This window comes from Sandaracinus amylolyticus, assembly GCF_000737325.1.
Taxonomy (GTDB): domain Bacteria; phylum Myxococcota_A; class Polyangia; order Polyangiales; family Sandaracinaceae; genus Sandaracinus; species Sandaracinus amylolyticus.
The window spans coordinates 4533566-4551443 of record NZ_CP011125.1 but is presented as its reverse complement, the minus strand read 5'-3'; the positions used below and the strand labels follow the sequence as shown (position 1 = coordinate 4551443).

The 17878-nt window shown below is 72.5% G+C and carries 22 protein-coding genes; 12 read left to right on the top strand and 10 right to left on the bottom strand.

Going from position 1 to position 17878, the window contains the following annotated elements:
- Positions 1-9 precede the first annotated feature (9 nt).
- Positions 10-255, bottom strand: a complete 246-nt coding sequence (locus DB32_RS19355) for a KH domain-containing protein (protein WP_053233989.1) — start codon at positions 253-255, stop codon at positions 10-12.
- A gap of 14 nt (positions 256-269) precedes the next feature.
- A complete protein-coding gene (gene rpsP, locus DB32_RS19350) occupies positions 270-524 on the bottom strand; it encodes a 30S ribosomal protein S16 (protein WP_053233987.1) in 255 nt (84 codons plus the stop codon).
- Positions 525-680: 156 nt separating this feature from the next.
- Between rpsP and DB32_RS19345 the strand changes: the two genes are divergently transcribed.
- Positions 681-2381, top strand: coding sequence for a multiheme c-type cytochrome (locus tag DB32_RS19345; protein WP_157069184.1), 1701 nt, complete (start codon positions 681-683; stop codon positions 2379-2381).
- Between the two features lies 1 nt (position 2382).
- Complete coding sequence (locus DB32_RS49105; protein ID WP_205627062.1) at positions 2383-2847, top strand: septal ring lytic transglycosylase RlpA family protein; 465 nt, start codon at positions 2383-2385, stop codon at positions 2845-2847.
- Here the strand turns inward: DB32_RS49105 and DB32_RS19335 are convergent.
- Positions 2844-4052, bottom strand: a complete 1209-nt coding sequence (locus tag DB32_RS19335; RefSeq protein WP_053233982.1) for a serine/threonine-protein kinase — start codon at positions 4050-4052, stop codon at positions 2844-2846. The two genes, DB32_RS49105 and DB32_RS19335, sit on opposite strands and share 4 nt — an antisense overlap.
- 21 nt (positions 4053-4073) lie before the next feature.
- Positions 4074-4460, bottom strand: a complete 387-nt coding sequence (locus DB32_RS19330; protein WP_053238868.1) for a response regulator — start codon at positions 4458-4460, stop codon at positions 4074-4076.
- Between the two features lie 177 nt (positions 4461-4637).
- On the opposite strand from DB32_RS19330, the gene DB32_RS19325 reads away from it, so the two are divergent.
- From DB32_RS19325 to DB32_RS19315, 3 genes are read left to right on the top strand one after another with little or no spacing between them, the layout of a single operon-like run.
- Entirely contained in the window at positions 4638-5018 is a 381-nt protein-coding gene (locus tag DB32_RS19325; RefSeq protein ID WP_053233980.1) for a response regulator, read from the top strand.
- Positions 5015-5446 carry a response regulator transcription factor gene (locus DB32_RS19320; RefSeq protein ID WP_053233978.1) on the top strand — a complete coding sequence of 144 codons (432 nt, stop codon included), beginning with the start codon at positions 5015-5017 and terminating at the stop codon, positions 5444-5446. The genes DB32_RS19325 and DB32_RS19320 overlap by 4 nt, the downstream gene beginning before the upstream one ends.
- A gap of 58 nt (positions 5447-5504) precedes the next feature.
- Positions 5505-5819 carry a hypothetical protein gene (locus DB32_RS19315; protein ID WP_157069183.1) on the top strand — a complete coding sequence of 105 codons (315 nt, stop codon included), beginning with the start codon at positions 5505-5507 and terminating at the stop codon, positions 5817-5819.
- 5 nt (positions 5820-5824) lie between these two features.
- Here DB32_RS19315 and DB32_RS48350 read toward each other — a convergent pair whose 3' ends face one another.
- Positions 5825-6265 (bottom strand): response regulator, encoded by a 441-nt coding sequence (locus DB32_RS48350; protein WP_169791483.1) that lies wholly within the window; start codon positions 6263-6265, stop codon positions 5825-5827.
- Positions 6266-6346: 81 nt separating this feature from the next.
- Here DB32_RS48350 and DB32_RS48345 point away from each other — a divergent pair, with 81 nt between their 5' ends.
- The 6 genes from DB32_RS48345 (at position 6347) to DB32_RS19280 (ending at position 11790) form a co-directional block, all read left to right on the top strand.
- Positions 6347-6643 (top strand): hypothetical protein, encoded by a 297-nt coding sequence (locus DB32_RS48345; RefSeq protein ID WP_053233974.1) that lies wholly within the window; start codon positions 6347-6349, stop codon positions 6641-6643.
- Between the two features lie 29 nt (positions 6644-6672).
- Positions 6673-7305, top strand: coding sequence for a TetR/AcrR family transcriptional regulator (locus tag DB32_RS19300; RefSeq protein WP_157069181.1), 633 nt, complete (start codon positions 6673-6675; stop codon positions 7303-7305).
- Positions 7302-8297 carry a DNA polymerase III subunit gene (locus DB32_RS19295; protein ID WP_053233970.1) on the top strand — a complete coding sequence of 332 codons (996 nt, stop codon included), beginning with the start codon at positions 7302-7304 and terminating at the stop codon, positions 8295-8297. Before DB32_RS19300 ends, DB32_RS19295 begins: the two co-directional genes overlap by 4 nt.
- Positions 8298-8364: 67 nt before the next feature.
- On the top strand, positions 8365-10392 hold the full coding sequence (metG, locus tag DB32_RS19290) for a methionine--tRNA ligase (protein WP_053233968.1): 2028 nt from the start codon (positions 8365-8367) through the stop codon (positions 10390-10392).
- Positions 10393-10396: 4 nt separating this feature from the next.
- Positions 10397-11455 carry a HEAT repeat domain-containing protein gene (locus DB32_RS19285; protein WP_053233967.1) on the top strand — a complete coding sequence of 353 codons (1059 nt, stop codon included), beginning with the start codon at positions 10397-10399 and terminating at the stop codon, positions 11453-11455.
- A gap of 29 nt (positions 11456-11484) precedes the next feature.
- The gene (locus DB32_RS19280) at positions 11485-11790 is read left to right on the top strand and encodes a hypothetical protein (RefSeq protein ID WP_053233964.1); all 306 of its coding nucleotides are present in this window, start codon (positions 11485-11487) and stop codon (positions 11788-11790) included.
- A gap of 455 nt (positions 11791-12245) precedes the next feature.
- Here the strand turns inward: DB32_RS19280 and proB are convergent, their stop codons facing one another.
- Positions 12246-13337 carry a glutamate 5-kinase gene (proB, locus tag DB32_RS19275; protein WP_053233963.1) on the bottom strand — a complete coding sequence of 364 codons (1092 nt, stop codon included), beginning with the start codon at positions 13335-13337 and terminating at the stop codon, positions 12246-12248.
- Positions 13334-14077, bottom strand: a complete 744-nt coding sequence (locus DB32_RS19270; RefSeq protein WP_157069180.1) for a hypothetical protein — start codon at positions 14075-14077, stop codon at positions 13334-13336. The genes proB and DB32_RS19270 overlap by 4 nt, the downstream gene beginning before the upstream one ends.
- Before the next feature lie 68 nt (positions 14078-14145).
- Here DB32_RS19270 and DB32_RS19265 point away from each other — a divergent pair, with 68 nt between their 5' ends.
- Positions 14146-15072: a prepilin peptidase gene (locus DB32_RS19265; RefSeq protein WP_053233958.1), complete on the top strand. Its 927-nt coding sequence runs from the start codon at positions 14146-14148 to the stop codon at positions 15070-15072.
- 16 nt (positions 15073-15088) lie between these two features.
- On the opposite strand, the gene DB32_RS19260 is transcribed toward DB32_RS19265, so the two are convergent.
- The 3 genes from DB32_RS19260 to DB32_RS19250 all read right to left on the bottom strand — a co-directional run bounded on the left by DB32_RS19260 (position 15089) and on the right by DB32_RS19250 (position 17769).
- Positions 15089-16555 (bottom strand): hypothetical protein, encoded by a 1467-nt coding sequence (locus DB32_RS19260; RefSeq protein WP_053233956.1) that lies wholly within the window; start codon positions 16553-16555, stop codon positions 15089-15091.
- A 48-nt stretch (positions 16556-16603) separates the two neighbouring features.
- The gene (locus DB32_RS19255; protein ID WP_053233954.1) at positions 16604-17293 is read right to left on the bottom strand and encodes a hypothetical protein; all 690 of its coding nucleotides are present in this window, start codon (positions 17291-17293) and stop codon (positions 16604-16606) included.
- 131 nt (positions 17294-17424) lie between these two features.
- Positions 17425-17769, bottom strand: a complete 345-nt coding sequence (locus DB32_RS19250; RefSeq protein WP_053233952.1) for a hypothetical protein — start codon at positions 17767-17769, stop codon at positions 17425-17427.
- Positions 17770-17878: the final 109 nt, after the last annotated feature.

Below are 17878 nucleotides of genomic sequence, written 5' to 3'. Positions count from 1 at the left end.
GTCGCCTCGTTACTCGAGGATCTCGAGGATCGCGCGCTTGCGCAGGCGCGCGGAGGTCGCGGCGAGCAGCGTCCGGATCGCACGCGCGGTGCGCCCGTCCTTGCCGATCACCTTGCCGAGGTCGTCCTCGGCGACCGAGAGCTCGTAGACGGTCGCGCGATCGCCGTCGACCGCTTGCACGCGCACCTCGTCGGGCTCGTCGACGAGGTTGCGCGCGATGAACGTCAGGAGCTCTTCGAGCTTCGGCTCGTCCATGGACGACGAAGCGCTCAGGCGATCGCCTGGGTCGCGCGGCGGTAGTCGTTCAGCACGTGGCGGACGCGCGTCGACGTCTGCGCGCCCACGCCGACCCAGTGGTCCACGCGGCTGAGGTCGATGCGCGCGCTCTCGATCGGCTTGGCCGGATCGTACGTGCCGACCTGCTCGAGGAAGCGCCCGTCACGCGGGTTCTCCGAGTCCGTGACGACGACGTGGTAGTAGGGGCGCTTCTTGGTGCCGAAGCGAGCGAGCCGGATCGTGACCATCGATATGCCTCGAGAACAGAGCGTCTAGAACGCAGAAGCGCCCAGGACGGGCGCCGAAAGGGTCGCGAAAGCTAGCGGAGGGTCCTCGGAGCGTCAAGGACGTGCCCCGTGAGCGTAGGTGGTCAGCGCGGTGGCCAGGCGCTAGAACGGGGCGCGATGTCGATTGCCTCCGGCTCTCGCCGCGCGATGCTCGTCGGTCTCGTCTCGCTGATCGCCCTCACCCTCGCGGGCGCATCCTGCTCCGGCGGCGCACGCGAGACGACGCCGAGCGCGCCCGAGGTCGCCGAGGCCCGGCTGCCGCGCACGGATCTGCGGCTGCTCGTGGTCACCGACATGATGGGCTACCTCGAGCCCTGCGGCTGCACGAGCCGTCCGCTCGGCGGGATCGATCGCCTCGCGGCGGCGGTCCGCGCGCAGCGCAGCGGCGACGTGCCGACGCTCTTCCTCGCGGCGGGCGATCTCTTCTTCGACGGGACGTCGCACGGGGTCGAGGCCGCCGAGGCGGCGACGCAGGAGATCTGGAAGGCGGAGACGATCGCCGACGTGCTCGGCGGGCTCCAGCTCGCGGCCGCGGTGCCCGGGCCGCTCGATCTGCGCTTCGGCGCGAGGACGTTCGATGCGCTCGCCGAGCGCGCGTCGTTCCCGTTGCTCGCAGCGGGCGTGCAGATCGCGCGCGACGCCGCGGATCCGAGCACGCCCGCGGCCGCGCCGCGCGCGCTGCAGTCGCGCGTCGTGCGCGAGGTCGGCGGGGTGCGCGTCGGGATCGTCGGGCTCTCCGAGATGACCGACGTCGCGGGCGTGATCGCGAGCGAGACCGATCTCATGGAGGCCGCGCGTCGCGAGGTCGCGGCGGTGCGGAGCGAAGGCGCGCAGCTCGTGGTGGTGCTCGCGCGCGCGCAGCGGCGCACCGTGCGGCGCATCGCGAGCGACGTGGAGGGCATCGACTTCGTGGTGCAGGGCGGGCTCGACACCGCGGAGCCGCACCTGCCCGCCGACACCGGCGCCGCGACGATCCTCCACGCATCGCACCACGGGCAGGGCCTGCTCGTCGTCGATCTCGCGCGCGGTGAGCGCGGCGTTTGGATGGACGCGAGCACGTGGACGCGCACCGCGGAGCGCGATCGGCTGCGCGCCGAGGCGGACACGCTGCGCGCGCGCATCGGTGAGTGGGAGCGCGATCCCAACGTCTCGGAGGCCGACGTCGTGCAGCAGCGCGCGCGCCTCGCCGAGCTCGAGGAGCGCATCCGCGCGGTCACGCGCGCGCCCGAGGTCGTAACGCCGGCGTTCGCCGCGCGCTTCGTCGAGCTCGCGCCCGAGGCCGAGCGCGACGCGACGACCACCGGCGTGCTCGATCGCTACTTCCGCCGCGTGAACGAGCACAACCGCGAGGCCTTCGCGTCGCTCGTGCCGCGCCCCGCGCCCGAAGGTCAGCCGAGCTACGTGGGCACCCAGGCGTGCGGCAGCTGTCACGCGGAGGAGCTCGCGTGGTGGCGCACGACGATGCACGGCCAGGCGTACCGGACGCTCCAGGAGCGTCACAAGGAGTACAACCTGAGCTGCGTCGGCTGCCACGTCACCGGGTACAACCAGCCCGGCGGATCGACGGTCGCGCACGTGGGCCCGCTGCAGGACGTCGGATGCGAGAACTGCCACGGGCCGGGCTCGCAGCACGTCGCCGATCCGCAGGGCGCGCTGGTGAACGTGCGGCTCGACGCGCCCGAGGAGGTCTGCGTGCGCTGCCACAACACCGAGCACAGCGACCGGTTCCACTACCCGACGTACCGACGGATGATGATGGCGCCCGGGCACGGAATGCCGTCGGCGCCGGCGCAAGGCGCCGCCGCGGAGGGGAGCTGACGTGCGCGGCGCGCTCGTCATCGCGGCGCTGATGCTCGCGGCGTGCGGCGCGCAGCGAGCACGCAGCGAGCACGCGAGCGACGACACCACGACGACCAGCGCGACACCGGTCGTGCTCCCGGTGAGCGACTGGCGTGCGGCCTACGTCGATCGTCGCGCGCTGCGCACGATGGAAGGCGCGGCGAGCTACTACCACGACTCGCTCGCGGGCCGGTCGACGGCGAGCGGCGAGCCGTACGATCCGACCGAGTACACCGCCGCGAACCGCACCCTGCCCTTCGGCACCGTGCTGCGCATCGTGCGCATCGACACCGGGCGCTCCGTGATCGTGCGGGTGAACGACCGCGGGCCCTTCGGTCGTCGCCGTCGTCTGCTCGATCTCTCGCGCGCCGCCGCGGAAGAGCTCGGCATGATCGAGCGCGGCGTGGTGCGCGTGCGCGCGGAAGTGCTCGAGCTCGGCGACTAGACGACGAGCCCGAGCACCAGGCCGATCAGGAAGATCACCAGCGCGAGCGCGACGATCATCGGCAGCGTGCGCAGCGGCTCGGGGACGCGATCGAGCCACGGCCTCGGCCCCGGTGGCGCGCTGGTGCGGCTCGAGAGCGTCGTGCCCGCGTGGATCGCGGCGTGGATCTCCGGGAGCGAGATCGCGGGCTGCGTCGTGCCCTCCGACGAGTAGTCGAGATCGGTCGCGCGGCGCGCCTGCGGCACCTCGATCGAGCTGACGATCTCGGTGCGCCCTCCTTCGAGCGGTGCGACGTCGAGCTCGTCCTCGCTCGGATCGAAGCGCACGCCTCCCGCGAACGGCTCGAGCGCACGCGCGAGCACCGCGACCGACTCCGGGCGCGACGTGCGCTCGCGGCTCAGCGCGCCACGGATCAGCGCATCGAGCTCGACCGGCACGTCGGGGCGCATGCCGCGCAGGGGCGCCGGCGACTCGTGCATCACGAGGCGGAACAGATCGGGCAGCGTGTCGGCCTCGAACGGCACGCGCCCCGCGATGCCCTCGTAGAGCATCACGCCGATCGAGTAGACGTCGCCGCGCGCGTCGACCTTGCCGGGCTCGAGGATCTGCTCGGGCGCCATGTAGAGCGGGCTCCCGAGGAACACGCCGGCGTGCGTGAGCTCGCGCCCGTCGACCGGCTGCTTGAGCTTCGAGATCCCGAAGTCGAGCACCTTCGCGCCGCCCGGCCATCCGCGTCGTGGCGCCGCGAGGAACACGTTGTCGGGCTTCAGATCGCGGTGGACGATCCCGCGCTCGTGCGCCGCCGCGACCCCCCGCAGCGCGGGCATCAGCGTCGCGATCACGCTCTCGACCCGATGCGGCCCGCGCGCGAGGAACGCGCTGAGCGGCTCGCCGGTGAGCAGCTCCATCGCGAGGAAGAGCGTCCCGCGCTCGCGCCCCGCGTCGAACACCGCGACGACGTTCGGATGATCGATCTCCGCGGCGGCGCGCGCCTCGCGCAAGAAGCGCGCGGTCAGCGACTCGCTCGACGCGAGATCGGGGCGCAGCCACTTGATCGCGACGCGCTTGCCGGTGAGCTCGTGCGCCGCCTCGTACACCACGCCGGTCGCGCCCGAGCCGAGCACGCGCGCGATCACGTAGCGCCCTCCGACCCGCTCGCCGGGCCGCGGCAGATCCTCGTGCTCCAAGCCCTCGAGATCGCTCACCGGGCCCGAGTCTGACTCGCGTCAGCCGTGCCGTACCAGCTGGAGCAGCACGTCGGGCATCACCGGCTTGAGCAGCCAACGATCGACGAGCCCCGGCTCGGCGCGATCACCGAGCTGCTCGCGCGCGTAGCCGCTCATCGCGACGAGGCGCATGCGGCACTCCGGGTCCTCGGCGCGGATGGCGCGCGCGAGCGTGAATCCGTCGAGCCCGGGGAGCCCGAGATCCATGAGCACGAGATCCGGGCGCTCGCGCAGCGCGATCTCGAGCCCGGAGCGCCCGTCCGCCGCCTGCAGGACCTCGAGCCCCGCGTGCTCGAAGTAGAGACGGATCATCTCTCGCACGTCGTCGTTGTCCTCGACGACCAGAACCCGCCGGAGCGCTGTTGCGCCCGTGCTTGCTTCGGACATCTCCGTCGCATCTAGACGCATCCGAGGACCCCCACAAGCAGGCCGCTCGTGACGTGGACGCCCCACCTGAGGCACGGGGTCGCGCGCCTCGCAGGCGCAGGTCGCTGGATCCAGCACGCCTCTCACGTGGCTCGGGGCTTGCCTCGTTCAGGACCCTGCGGCGGAGGAACGGAGGTCATGCAGCTCGAGGGCATCACGGCGCTCGTCGTCGACGATCACAGGGACACGCTGGAGCTCGCCGGGATGGTGCTCGAGTGGGACGGTGCTCACGTGCTGGAGGCCAAGTCTGCGGAGGAAGCCCTGAAGTTGCTGGATCGGAACGTGGTGGACGTGGTGGTGTGCGACATCTACCTGCCCCGGCTCGACGGTCGCGCGTTCGTGCGCGAGCTGCGCCGGAGGCACGATCAGAAGCGCGAGATCCCCGCGCTCGCGGTCTCGGGCGACGCCGATCCCGAGCGCGTGCAGCTCGCGCTCGACGCGGGGTTCGACAAGTTCCAGGCGAAGCCGCTCGACACCGACGTGCTCGTCGAGCAGGTGCGCAGGCTGGTGGGACGGTGAGCGACGGCGCCATCCGCACGCGCGCCGCGCGGGTGCTCGTCGTCGAGGACGCGCCCGACCTGCGCGCGCTCTACGTCACCTGGCTGCTCGCGCACGGCTACGACGTCGACGAGGCGTCCGACGGCCGCCGCGCGTGGGAGCGCATCCGCGCGGAGAGGCCCGACGTGGTGCTCCTCGATCTCGGCTTGCCGACGATCGACGGTCAGCGCGTCGCGACGTGGCTGCGCCTCGATCGGCAGCGGCGCGCCCCCGCGGTGATCGTGATCACCGGTCAGCTCGAGCCCGACGCGATCCAGGCCGCGCGCGACGCGGGCGTGGACGCGGTGCTCTTCAAGCCGTGCGGAGAAGCCGAGATCACCGCGGCGATCGAGGCGCAGCTCGCGCGCGCGTCGCAGGCGGACGAGCGCGCGGGGTCGAGCACGGCGTGAGCGCAGCCGACGTGATTCCCGCACACGGTCTGGAGCACGCGGCTATCCTGGGGGCTCGATGCGCAAGAGGACGCAGTCCCGTGTGGCGCGGATCGCAGTGCTCCTCGAGGGGGAGATTCCGCGGGTGGTGACGACGATCGCGCCGGGGGCCGACCTCGCGAAGCTCGCGCGCGAGCTCCTCCACTCGCGACCGAACGGCACGCGGGTGGTCCTGCGGAACGCCTGGGGCGAGCCCGTGCTCGAGTGGACGCGCGCCCCCGACGGAACGATCGACGAGCACTACCGCGCCGCGGCCGTCATCACCGCGCCCTCGAGCCCCCCGGCTTCGTGGCTGCACGACGACGAGATCGGAGAGCGCGAGGACGAGGAGTAGCGCGCTCAGGCGAGCCGGCGCGCCGCGCGGACCGGCGCGAGCGCCCGCTCGATCGCGACCAGCAGACCCGCGGGCGAGACCGGCTTCTCGAGGATGCTCGCGAAGAGCTCGCGGTCGGGGATCATCACGTCGTGGATGGAGCGCGTGAGCAACACGACGCGCGGCGCCTGGGCTCCGTGCTTGTCGCGGAGGCGCGCGCAGAGCGTGGTCGCGTCGAACTCGCCCATGCGATGGTCGGTGATCACGGCGTCGAAACGGACGGACGCCAGGACGTCGAGGGCCTCGCGTGGCGAGGTGAAGCCGCGCGCGCGGAAGCGCGCTCCGGCGAGAGTCCGCAGGACGAGGTTCACCCGCGGTGGTCGGTCGTCGATCACGGCGACCCGAGGCTGGCCGATCAGCGAGTCGGTGGTGTGCACGATCGCCGCCACATCGACGCGTGCACGCACGCCACAACGCTCCACGCCCAGGGGCACGCTTGCACCGCGCGGCCCGGCTCGGGTAGTACTGCCGCTCTCCGGAGGTCCCCCATGCGCTCGTCCTGGCTCCCGTGCTCGCTCGTGATCGCCACCCTCCTCGCGCTCGCCGGCTGCAGCGGAGCGGGAGCCGTGGGCGAGGCGTGCGAGCGTCCGGGGAGCACGGAGGACTGCGTCGACGACGCGGTGTGCGCGACGGATGCGTCGGAGACCGGGGACCCGGCCGATCCGGTGTGGGAGACCTACACCTGCCGCGCGGTCTGCGTCGACGAGAGCGACTGCCCCGAAGGCCAGGAGTGCCGCGGCGTGACCGGCGCGTTCGCCACGCGCGCGTGCCAGCCGCTGCGCTGAGCTCTCTCGGACACGGAATCTCCGAGCGCGTGCCGCCCTATCCGAAATCCGAGAAGAGCGCAGCGCAGATCGTCGCGGCCGCGACGCGGGTGCTCGCCCAGAAGGGCTACGCGCGCACGTCGCTGCTCGACATCGCGCGCGAGGCCGGGATGTCGAAGGGCGCGCTCCACTATCACTTCCCGACGAAGGAGTCGCTCGTCGAGAAGGTGCTCGAGAACGCGCTCTCGACGATCACCGACCGCACGCTCTCGGCGTGGGAGCAGGCGGCGAGCGACCCGTTCCAGGTCGACCTCTTCGAGGCGATGCGCACCGCGATCCGCGAGCTCTGGGAGGTGCGTCGCACGCGCACCGACGAGGTCGCGGTCATCGCCGATCTGCTCGCCCAGGCGCTCTACGATCCCGCGCTTCGCCCTCGCCTCGCCGAGTACTACCGCACCGCCGCCGAGCAGGTGAACGAGCGCCTCTTGCCGAACCTCGCGCGCGTCGGGCTGCGTCCGAAGGTCGCGCCCGAGCTCCTGCCGCGCATCCTCGTCGGGCTGCTCGACGGGCTCGTGATGCAGCACTTCGTCGACGATCACGCGATCGACTCGGGCGAGCTCGTGAAGGCCGTCGAGTCGATGGCGGGCGCGCTGTTCGAGCTCGCGCCGCCTCCTTCGTCATGAGCGATCCCTTCGACCCGATCCTCGCGCAGGACACCGCGGTCGCGATCCTGCGCGCTGCGGTGACGCGCAATCGCCTGCCGTCGGCGTACCTCTTCGAAGGGCCGAGCGGCGTCGGCAAGCAGAAGGCGGCGATCGCGCTCGCCCAGGCGGTCCTCACCGCCGACGTGCCCGAGCCTTCGCGCGCCGAGGTGATGCGCCGCATCGCCGCGGGCACCCACCCCGACGTGCGCCTCTTCCGACCGCGCGACGAGGGCGATCGCAACATCCAGGTCGACACGGTGCGCGAGCAGATCCTGCCCTTCGCGCAGTACGCGCCGTTCGAGGCGAAGCACGCGTTCCTCGTCCTGCCCGAGGCCGACGTCTCGTTCCCCGAGAACCACCCCGAGGGCGCGAACGCGCTGCTCAAGACGCTCGAGGAGCCGCGCCCCGGCGTGCACTTCGTGCTGCTCGCCGAGCGCCCCGATCGCCTGCTCGTCACGATCCGCTCGCGGTGCCAGAAGGTCCGCTTCGCGCGCCTTCCACCGAGCGCGCTCGCGACGATCCTCGATCGCGAGAGCGCCGACGCCGCGCACCGCACCGCCGCGATCGCGCTCGCGGATGGGCGCGCCGATCGTGCGCTCTCGCTCTCGAAGGAAGGCGCGGCCGACGCGCTCCTCGACGGCGCGCTGCGCATCGACGAGGTCACGTCGCGCGGCGTGCCCGGCGAGCTGATCGGGCTCGCGGAGGAGCTCGCGAAGAAGGCCGACGTCGAGCACGTCCTCGACGCGCTGAGCACGTACTACCGCGACGTCGCCGCCGCCGCGCTCGGCGTGCCCGACGAGGCGCTCGCGTTCCGCCACCAGGCCGAGCGCATCCGCGCGCGTGCCGCCGCGGTCGGCGCCGATCGCGCGGCGCGCGCGTGCGAGCGCATCCGGGACGCCGAGGAGCGCCTCGAGCAGAACGCGAACAAGGAGATCCTCCTCGGTCGCGTGCTCTTCGAGATCGGCAGGTAGAAGGGCTCTGGCGCGCGCGCGGTGCGCATGTACGCTCGGCGTCCCTCGACGCGCGAGCAGCAGAGCGATGCAAGCGAAGCCCTTCTACGTCACGACGCCCATCTACTACGTCAACGGCAAGCCCCACATCGGGCATGCCTACTCGACCGTCGCCGCCGACGTGCTCACGCGCTACGCGCGGGTGCGCGGGCGCAACGCGCGCTTCCTGACCGGCACCGACGAGCACGGGCAGAAGATCGAGCGCGTCGCCGCCGAGCAGGGCCTCCCCCCGGCCGAGTACTGCGACCGCATGATCCCGGCGTTCCGGCAGTGCTGGGAAGCGCTCCACTGCGAGTACGACGACTTCATCCGCACCACGTCGCCGCGGCACATGCAGTTCGCGGAGGAGATGTGGCGGCGCTGCGAGGCCGCCGGCGACATCTACCTCGGTGAGTACGAGGGCTGGTACTCGGTCGCCGACGAGACGTTCTACACCGAGAAGGAGCTCGTCGACGGCAAGGCGCCCACCGGCCGTCCCGTCGAGCGCGTGAAGGAGCCGAGCTACTTCTTCCGGCTCTCGAAGTACACCGACAAGCTCCTCGCGTTCTACGAGTCGCACCCCGACTTCGTGCGCCCCGAGGGCCGCTTCAACGAGGTGAAGTCGTTCGTGCGCGAGGGGCTGCGCGACCTCTCGCTCTCGCGCACCACGTTCCGCTGGGGCATCCCCGTGCCCGGCGCGCCCGACCACGTGATGTACGTGTGGTTCGACGCGCTCTCGAACTACATCAGCGCGCTCGGCGGTGATCGCGCGCCGCTCTACGCGGAGTTCTGGGAGCCGAACGCGCGCGCGGTGCACCTCGTCGGCAAGGACATCCTCCGCTTCCACGCCGTGTACTGGCCCGCGTTCCTGATGAGCGCCGGGCTGCCGCCGCCGTCGCAGGTCTGGTCGCACGGCTGGATGACGGTGAACGGCGCGAAGATGAGCAAGACGGAGGGCAACTTCCTCCCGCCCGAGCCCATCGCCGACGCGGTCGGCGCCGACGCGCTCCGCTACTACCTGATGCGCGACATCGCGTTCGGTCAGGACGGCGACTTCAGCCACCAGAACCTGCTCGCGCGGTATCACGGCGATCTCGGCAACGGGCTCGGCAACCTGCTGAACCGCATCGTCTCGAGCATCGTCCCCAAGAGCCTCGAAGGCCGCATCCCGCGCATCGACGCGAGCGCGCTCGGAGATCGCGAGAAGGAGCTCGTGCAGACCGCGGAGCGCGCCGCGAAGCGCGCGGGACAGCTGCTCGACGACATCGCGCCGCACCGCGCGCTCGAGGCGATCTGGGAGCTCGTCGCGGCGGCGAACAAGTACGTCGATCAGACCGAGCCGTGGCAGCTCGCGAAGAAGGGCGACACCCGGAGGCTGGAGGAGGTCTGCTACGCGGTGCTCGAGTCGCTGCGCTGGCTGAGCGTGATGCTCTGGCCCTTCCTGCCCGAGAAGGCCGACGCGATGCGCACGCAGCTCGGCCTGCCGGCGCTGATGCCGACGGTCGGGCTCGACGCGTGGCCGAGCGCGTGGGGCGGGCTCGTCGGGGGGACCAGCGTGCGCCCCGGCGCGCCGCTCTTCCCGCGCTTCGACGAGGACCAGCAGCGCGCGATCTACGAGCGCCTGGGCGCGCCGTTGCCGGACGCGCTGAAGAAGACGTCGGCGGGCACGCCCGCCGCGAAGAGCAAGAGCGAGAAGAAGATGGAAGCGAAGCCCGAAGCACCGAAGAAGGAAGCCGCCGCCCTGCCCGAGGGCGTGATCTCGATCGACGATCTCGTGAAGGTCGACATGCGGCTCGGGCTCGTGAAGAGCGGCGAGCGCGTGCCCAAGAGCGACAAGCTCCTCGAGCTGAAGGTCGACATCGGCGAGCCCGAGCCGCGCACGATCCTCGCGGGCATCGGCAAGCACTACGAGCCGGAGCAGCTCGTCGGCCGTCGCATCGCGGTGGTCGTGAACCTCGCGCCGCGCGCGATGATGGGCCGCATGTCGCACGGCATGGTGCTCGCGGTGAGCGACGACGCGGGCCTCAGCGTGCTCTCGCCCGACAAGGAGATCACCCCGGGCGTCAAAGTGAAGTGATCGGATGTTCGTCCCTCCGCCGCTCGCGCCCACGGTCGAAGCTGCGCTCCGCGACGTCGCGGCGCGCACGCCCGAGGCGCGCGCGGCGGCGCTCGAGGTGCTCGCGACCGTCGAGACCGACGAGCTCCGCGCCCGCGCGATCGAGGCCGCGCGCACGCGGCTCGACGACGAGGCCGCGGTGGTGCGGGTCGCCGCGCTCGTCGCGCTCGGACGCCTTCGCGACGACGCGTCGATCGACGCGATCCTCGCGAAGCTCGAGCGCGACGAGGACCCGGTCGTGCGCGAGGTCGCGCTGATCGCGTGCGCCGAGATCGGCGGTGAGCGCGCGCTCGAGGCGGTGATCGCGGCGCTCGGCGATCCGCGGCCCGAGGTGCGCTTCCAGGCCGTCGCGGCGATCGCCGAGCTCTCGCCGGAGCGCGCGCCCGGCCACGTGATGAGCCGCCTCGACGACGACGATGCGCGGGTGCGCGCCCACGCCGCGAGCTCGCTCGCGCTGCTCGGTGATCGACCGGCGTCGCGCGACGCGCTCGCGGCGCGGCTCGACGATCCCAGCGCCGAAGTGCGCGCCGAGTCGGCGCTCGCGCTCGCGACGCTCGGCGACGATCGCGCGATCCCGACGCTGCGCCGCTTGCTCGACGATCCCGAGCGCGGCCTCGCCGCTGCCGAAGCGCTGGGCTCCCTCTCGCCGAAGGGCGCGGCGCGCGACGATCTCGCGCGCATCGCCCGCGCGTTCCTCAAGCCGCTGATGCTCAAGGCCGCTGCCTCGGCGGCGCTCGCGCGCGCCGGCGACGAGCGCGGCGTCGAGGGCCTGCGCAGCGTGCTCAAGGCGCTGCGCGCCGACGGGCGCACCTACGCCGTGGTCGCGATCGGCGAGCAGCGCATCGCCGCGCTGGTGCCCGAGATCGTCGCGCTCGCGGATCGCCCGCGCGGCGCCGATCCGGTCGCGATCGCCGAGACGCTCGCTCGCTTCGCAACCGACAGCACCGAGGCGCGCGCCGCGCTCGAGCGCCTCGCGGCGCGCGACGACGAGGCCGGTGCGCGCGCGAGAGAGCTGCTCGCGTGACCTCGCGATCCGTGGCACCAGATCGTCCGATGCTGCGCCGTTCGTTCGTCGCCCTGCTCGCCCTGCCCGTCTTCGCGTCGAGCGCGCGCGCCCAGGACGCGACGGTCACCGGCACGATCGAGCGCATCGACACCGCGCAGAACGCGATCGTGATCCGCGCCGCGAGCGGCGAGCGCACCGGACGGCTGAGCCCGCAGACGCTGATCACGATCGACGGCTTCCCCGGCGACGTGCGCGATCTGCGCCCCGGCCAGCAGGTCTCGGCGCAGTTCGCGCTCACGCGCGGCGGCGCGACGCGCTCCGACGTCGTGCGCATCGACGTCCGCACCCGTTGACCCCTGCCGGAGTGCTCGTCCGACGGTCCCGGACGGGAGCGCGCGAATCGCGCGGACGGGAGGGCCGGCGGGCGAGCCGAGCTGTGATCCCTCGACCCCATCCACGTTCGGTGACGTACTCGGGCGAGCGTGCGTCTCGAGGCGGTGCAGGCAGTCTCGCGACCAGGAGAATCCGTCTTTCGACGGGAATTCTGCTCTCGCGACGAGCTCCGGCGTGCCAAGACCGGAATTCTCGCCTCGCGACGAGTCGCGAGCGTGTCGCGACGAGAATTTCCGTCTCGCGACGAGCTCCGGCGTCTCTCGACCGGAAATCTCGCCTCGCGACGAGTCGCGAGCGTCTCGCGACGAGAATTTCCGTCTCGCGACGAGCTCCGGCGTCTCTCGACCGGAAATCTCGTCTCGCGACGAGTCGCGAGCGTGTCGCGACGAGAATTTCCGCCTCGCGACGACGCGCTTCAGAGCACCACGAGGTCGTCGCGGTGGACGATCTCGTCGCCGCCGTGGAAGCCGAGGATCGACGCGATGTCCCGCGTGTTCGCGCCCGCGAGCTTCGCGACGTCGCGCGTGCCGTAGCGCGCGAGGCCGCGCGCGATCTCCGCGCCCGCCGCGTCGCACAGCGTCACCGCGTCGCCCGGCGAGAAGTCGCCGCGCACCCCGATCACGCCCGCGGGCAGCAGCGAGCGCCCGCCCGAGCGGATCGCCTTCGCCGCGCCCTCGTCGAGCAGCAGCGTGCCGCGCGGGCGCAGCGTGAACGCGATCCAGTGCTTGCGGCTCGCGAGCTTCGCGCCGAGCGGCGCGATCAGCGTGCCCACGTCCTCGCCCGACACCACGCGCTCGAGCGCGCGACCGTCGCGCGCGTCCGCGATCACCACCGGCACGCCGCGCTTCGCGGCGCGTCGCGCCGCCTCGAGCTTGCTCGCCATCCCGCCGGTCCCGAGATCGCTCGAGCTCGCGCCGACGAGCGCGAGCGCCTCGCTCACGTCGCTCACGAGCGGCACGCGCTTCCCCTCGCGATCGAGCAGGCCCTCGACGTCGCTCAGGAGCACGAGCAGATCCGCGCCCGCGAGCGTCGCGACCATCGCGGCGAGCTGGTCGTTGTCGCCGAACTTGATCTCCTCGACCGCGACGGTGTCGTTCTCGTTGATCACCGGCACCGCGCCGAGCTCCCACAGCGCGTCGAGCGCCGCGCGCGCGTTCAGGTAGCGCTCGCGATCCGCGAGATCCGCGTGCGTTAGCAGCAGCTGCGCGACGGGCACGCCGTAGGGCGCGAACGCCTCTTCCCACGCGCGCATGAGCCGGCTCTGCCCGACGGCGGCGCACGCCTGGAGCTGCGCGATCTCCGTCGGACGTTTGTCGAACCCGAGCGCGCTGCGCCCCAGCGCGATCGCGCCCGACGACACCACGAGCACCGCGCGACGCTCCGCGCGCAGCGCGGCGATCTGCTTGGCGAGCGCCTCGAAGCGAGGCCCGCTGCCGTCGCCCACGAGCGACTTGCTGCCGACCTTCACGACCACCCGACGCCCGTCGGGCGCCGTCCGCTCGTTCATCGCGCCAGCTCTCCGGAGCGCGCGGCGATCGCCGCGTCGAAGTGATCGCGCATGCGCTGCACGAGATCGTCGGGCGCGTCGGCCGCGCCGTCGAGCAGCGCGTCGACGAAGCGCTCGACCGGGCCGCGCCCCTCGGTGTCGAGCTGGAACGCGGCCTTCGCGGCGCGCGCGATCAGCTCCGCGATCCCGACCGGCACGGTGCGCAGCGCCTCGAGCCCGGAGTCGGCCCACGCCTGCTCCATCGCGCTGCGCACGATCGTCGCCTCGAGCTCGCCGAGCGGCGCGCCCACGCGGCGATCCGACGTCGCGAGGTAGTGATCGAGCAGCAGCGCCGAGAGGAACGTCGCGGTCGCGTCCTCGATGCGCGAGGCGATCCGGATCGGCGCGAGCGCGCGCGTGATCGCGGAGCGCAAGAGGCGCGCAGGCGCGCTCCCGAGCGGCGACGAGAGCCCGGGGCGCGCGAGCACCGCGCGTCCCTCCGGCGTGAGCCGCACGCCGCGACGCGCGGCGACGCGACGCATCGCCGAGCCGCGCGCGAGCTTCGCGAGGATCGCATCGACGAACGGCACCGGCACGACCGACGCCGCGCCCGCGACGGCCGCGTACACGACGACCCCGCCGGTCGCGGGACGCGCGAGCGCGCGCGGGGTCTCGCGCACGATCTCTGCGGCATGGAGATCCGGCTCGGTGGTCACCTCGGCGTCGATGACGCTCGCCTCGTTCTCTCGCTCGATCGTCACGCGCGCCAGCATAGCCTCGCGGAAGAGGCGCGACGACCCGCGCCGTTGTGTCTACCATCGGCACCTCGATGCTCGCGTCCGAGCTCCCCGCGTGGATCGCACGTCTCGTCGCGTTCGTCTTCGGCGCGCTCTGGGGCAGCTTCTTCAACGTCGCGATCTACCGCTGGCCTCGCGAGATGTCGGTGGTGAGCCCGCCGAGCCACTGCCCCGCGTGCGGCAAGCCGATCCCCGGATGGCGCAACGTGCCGCTGCTCGCGTACCTCTTGCAGCGCGGCAAGGCGGGGTGCTGCGGCGCGCGGATGACGCCGCGTTACTTCCTCGTCGAGCTGCTCTCGGCGGTGATCGCGGTCGCGATCGCGGAGCGCTTCGTGGTGAACGCCGCGCCGATGACCGAGCTCGGCGAGGCCGCGATCGAGACGCTGCTGTGGTTCGTGTTCGCGGGCGGGCTGATCATCGCGACGTTCGTCGATCTCGAGTGGATGGAGATCCCCGACGAGGTGTCGATCGGCGGCACTGCGCTCGCGCTCGCGACCGCGACGTGGCGGCCGAGCGTGCCGCTCGAGGAGGTCGTGCTCGGCGCGGGCGCGGGGTTCCTCGTGGTGCAGCTGCTGCTCGTGTGGAGCTGGGAGCGCCTCACCGGCGAGCGCGGGATGGGCGAAGGCGACTCGAAGCTCGCGATGTACATCGGCGCGTTCCTCGGGTGGCGCGGGGCGCTCTTCGCGCTGGTCGCGGGATCGTTCCAGGGCATCGTCGCGTGGGCGATCGCGCGCGCGGCGGGCGCGAAGATCGGACCGAGCGCGGATCACTCGCACGAAGAAGACGTCGCGAGCACGAAGCGCGAAGGTGAAGCGGCGAAGGGAGCGGAGGAAGGGGACGAGGAGGAGGACGCCCCGTCGCGTCGCATCCCGTTCGGGCCGTTCCTCGCGCTCGGCGCGATCGAGTTCCTCTTCTTCGGAGGCGCGATCGTCGACTGGTACCTGTCGTTCTTCGAGTGAGCCGAATCGGCTCGCCTCAGCCGATCCGCACGATCCGATGCACGGCGACGCCCTCGCCCACCCGCGGCGCGACCACGCGGTCCTGCGTCTCGGCGAGCGGATCGAGCGGCGGTGCGATCGCGATCGAGAGCCCCTTCGGACGCCGGCCCATGAGCGTCGGCTCGTCGTCGTCGAACAGCGGCGTCTCCTCGGTCGGCGGATCGACCGCCACGTAGGAGCGTCGCGCCTCGCGCGCGTCCGCGATGTCGCTCACGTCGCGGCGCACGGTCGCCTCGCCGGCGAGCGGCGCGTCTCCGCGCGCGATCATGAGCTCGAGATCGCGCACCTTCGCTGCGAGCGCGACGCGCGCCGGGTTCAGCGCGAGCAACGTCCGGTACATCTCGAGCGCGCGCTCGAGGTGGCCGCTGCGCAGCACCAACTCCGCTTCCTGCTCGGGCAGCAGCACGCCGGTCGCGACCTCGTCGTCCCACTCGTTCTTCGGGGGCGGGACCGGCGTCGTCTTCGCGCCGGGCACCCAGCCCTCGCCGGTGGGTCGTGCCTTGCGCTTGTCGAGCCACCCCGCTGGCTTCGGCGGCTCGCTCGCGATCGCACCCGTCTCGCCGCGCGCATCGATCACGCCGCGCAGCGCGATCAGATCGCGCAGCCGCTCGCGCGCGACGTGATCGTTCGCTTGCTCGAGCACCATGCGCCGCAGCGCACGCTCGGCCTCGGCGAGATTGCCCATGCGCATCTGGAACACGACGAAGCCCTGCCCCGAGAGCGGCACCGTGCCCTTGCTCGCGACGGGCGGCTCGTCGCCGATGCGCTCGGTCGCCGCGACGATGCGCGCGAGCACCGCGACGATCTCCGCGCTCCCCGAGACCTCGGAGGGCGCGGCGCGCGCGATCGCGAGCGCGCCGGGGAGATCGCGATCGGCCACGCGCTCGGCGATCGCGGCACGCAGCGGCTCGGGCAGCCGCGCGATCGCGACCTCGTCCGACGCGCCCGCCGCCGTCGGCGCGTGCACCGAGAACCCGCGCAAGAGGCGCGCGGCGAGCGGCACCCGGGCACGCAGCCACGGATCGCAGAGCGCGAGCTCGCGCTCGAGCGGCTCGATCGCCGCGACCGCTCCCGCGATCGCCTCGTCCCACCGCGCGCGCTGCGCGCCCGCCACCGACGGTGGGGGCGCTTCGAGCACCTGATCGAGCGCCGCGGCGAGCTCGACGGCGCCTTTCGCCGCGATGCGCGCGCCGCGCGCCACCGCTCGCGCCTCGACGAGCATCCCGGCCGCGGCGAGCGCCTCCGCGAGCCCGGCGTCGAGCATCACCATCGGCCCGCTCGGGCTGTCGTGTGGCCGCGCGCGCATCGCGCCCAGCAGAGCCTCGCAGCGCCCGCGATCCGGCCCGGGACGTCTCGCGGCGGACTCGAGCAGCAGCATCGCGTGATCGCGCGCGCCCTCCGCGACGAGAGCGCGCGCGACGTGATCGATCGGCGGCAGCGGCATCGCGCGATCGATCCTACACGAGCGCGATCGACGTGATCCGTCTTCCGCTCAGGCGGGCGCGTTCGGCAGCGGGCGGAACCAGCGGAGCACGAGGATCAGATCGATCACGACGAACGCGATGCACAGCAGCACGAGCCCGAGCGCCCACGCGTACGACGGCGGGCTCTCGTCGACGAGCACGACGAACGACTCCGCGCTCGCCGGCGTGCCCATCTCGTCCGCCAGGTGCGCCTGCACGCCGCGCATGCGCGCGCCGAGCTGACCGAACGTCACGAGCCGCCCCGCGAACTCGGTGCGGCCGCTGCGCGCGAGCGACTCCGGCATGTGCACGAACACCGTGCGCTGCCCGGCGAGCGGGAACACGACGTAGCTCTCGCCGGTCACGATGCGCTGGTAGCGCACGGTGGTCGACGCCATCGGCGTGCCCGCGACGCGCACGAACGTGTTCGTCTCGAGCGTCGCGGGATCGATCGCGGTCACGCTCCCGAGATCGCGCGCCTGCCCGGTCGCGAAGAAGTACGCGAGGTCGAAGCGCAGCGAGGTCGCGAGCGCGATCGACGCGACCACGACCATCGCCATCAGCGTGAGCGTCGCGATCCGGCGGCCCGACGGTGGTGCGGGCAGCGCGAGGAGCTCGGGATCGATCTCGTCCCCCGCGCGGCTCCCGCCAGCAACGCGTCCGCTGGTCAACGTCGGGCCCTGGGGCATGCCCAGCGGCGTCTGGTCGGTACGTGCCACGCGCCTTGTGACACCGGTCTAGGCGAAAGGTTCGTGATTGTCGAGAGTGTCGGCTCGGAGCGCGGACGGAACGCGAAACGCCGGATCCCTGGAGGAATCCGGCGTTCGTTCCGGTGCGGCTGGAACCGGGCTCAGGCCTGGGCGGCCTTGGCGGCCTTGCGCGCCGCCTTGAGCTGATCGACCAGACGCGGCGTCGACATGCGCTCGAGGCGGGTCTTGTACCCCTCGTCCTTCGAGCGCTTCTCCGCCTCGAGGATCGCCGAGATCAGGCCGCCGCGGCCGCCGAACTCGCTCTTCACGCTCGTGAGCACCGCGTGGAGGTGCAGGAGCTTCTTGTTCGAGACGCAGTCGAGGCCCTTGTCCCCGTCCACGCGGTCGATCCAGAGGTCCCCCTGGGCGAGCTCCTTCACCGCGGAGACGAGACCGGCCTTGTCGTTGAAGCGTTCCTTGACCTGCGCGAGCGGCGAGCTCTTCATGACGGACTGACTCCTGAACCTCGAAGGGCGCGTGGGTTAGCACGCACCGTGGCGACCGCGCAAGCGACGAGGACGCGCTGCGCGACGCTCGTTGTAACCCGCCCGGGAG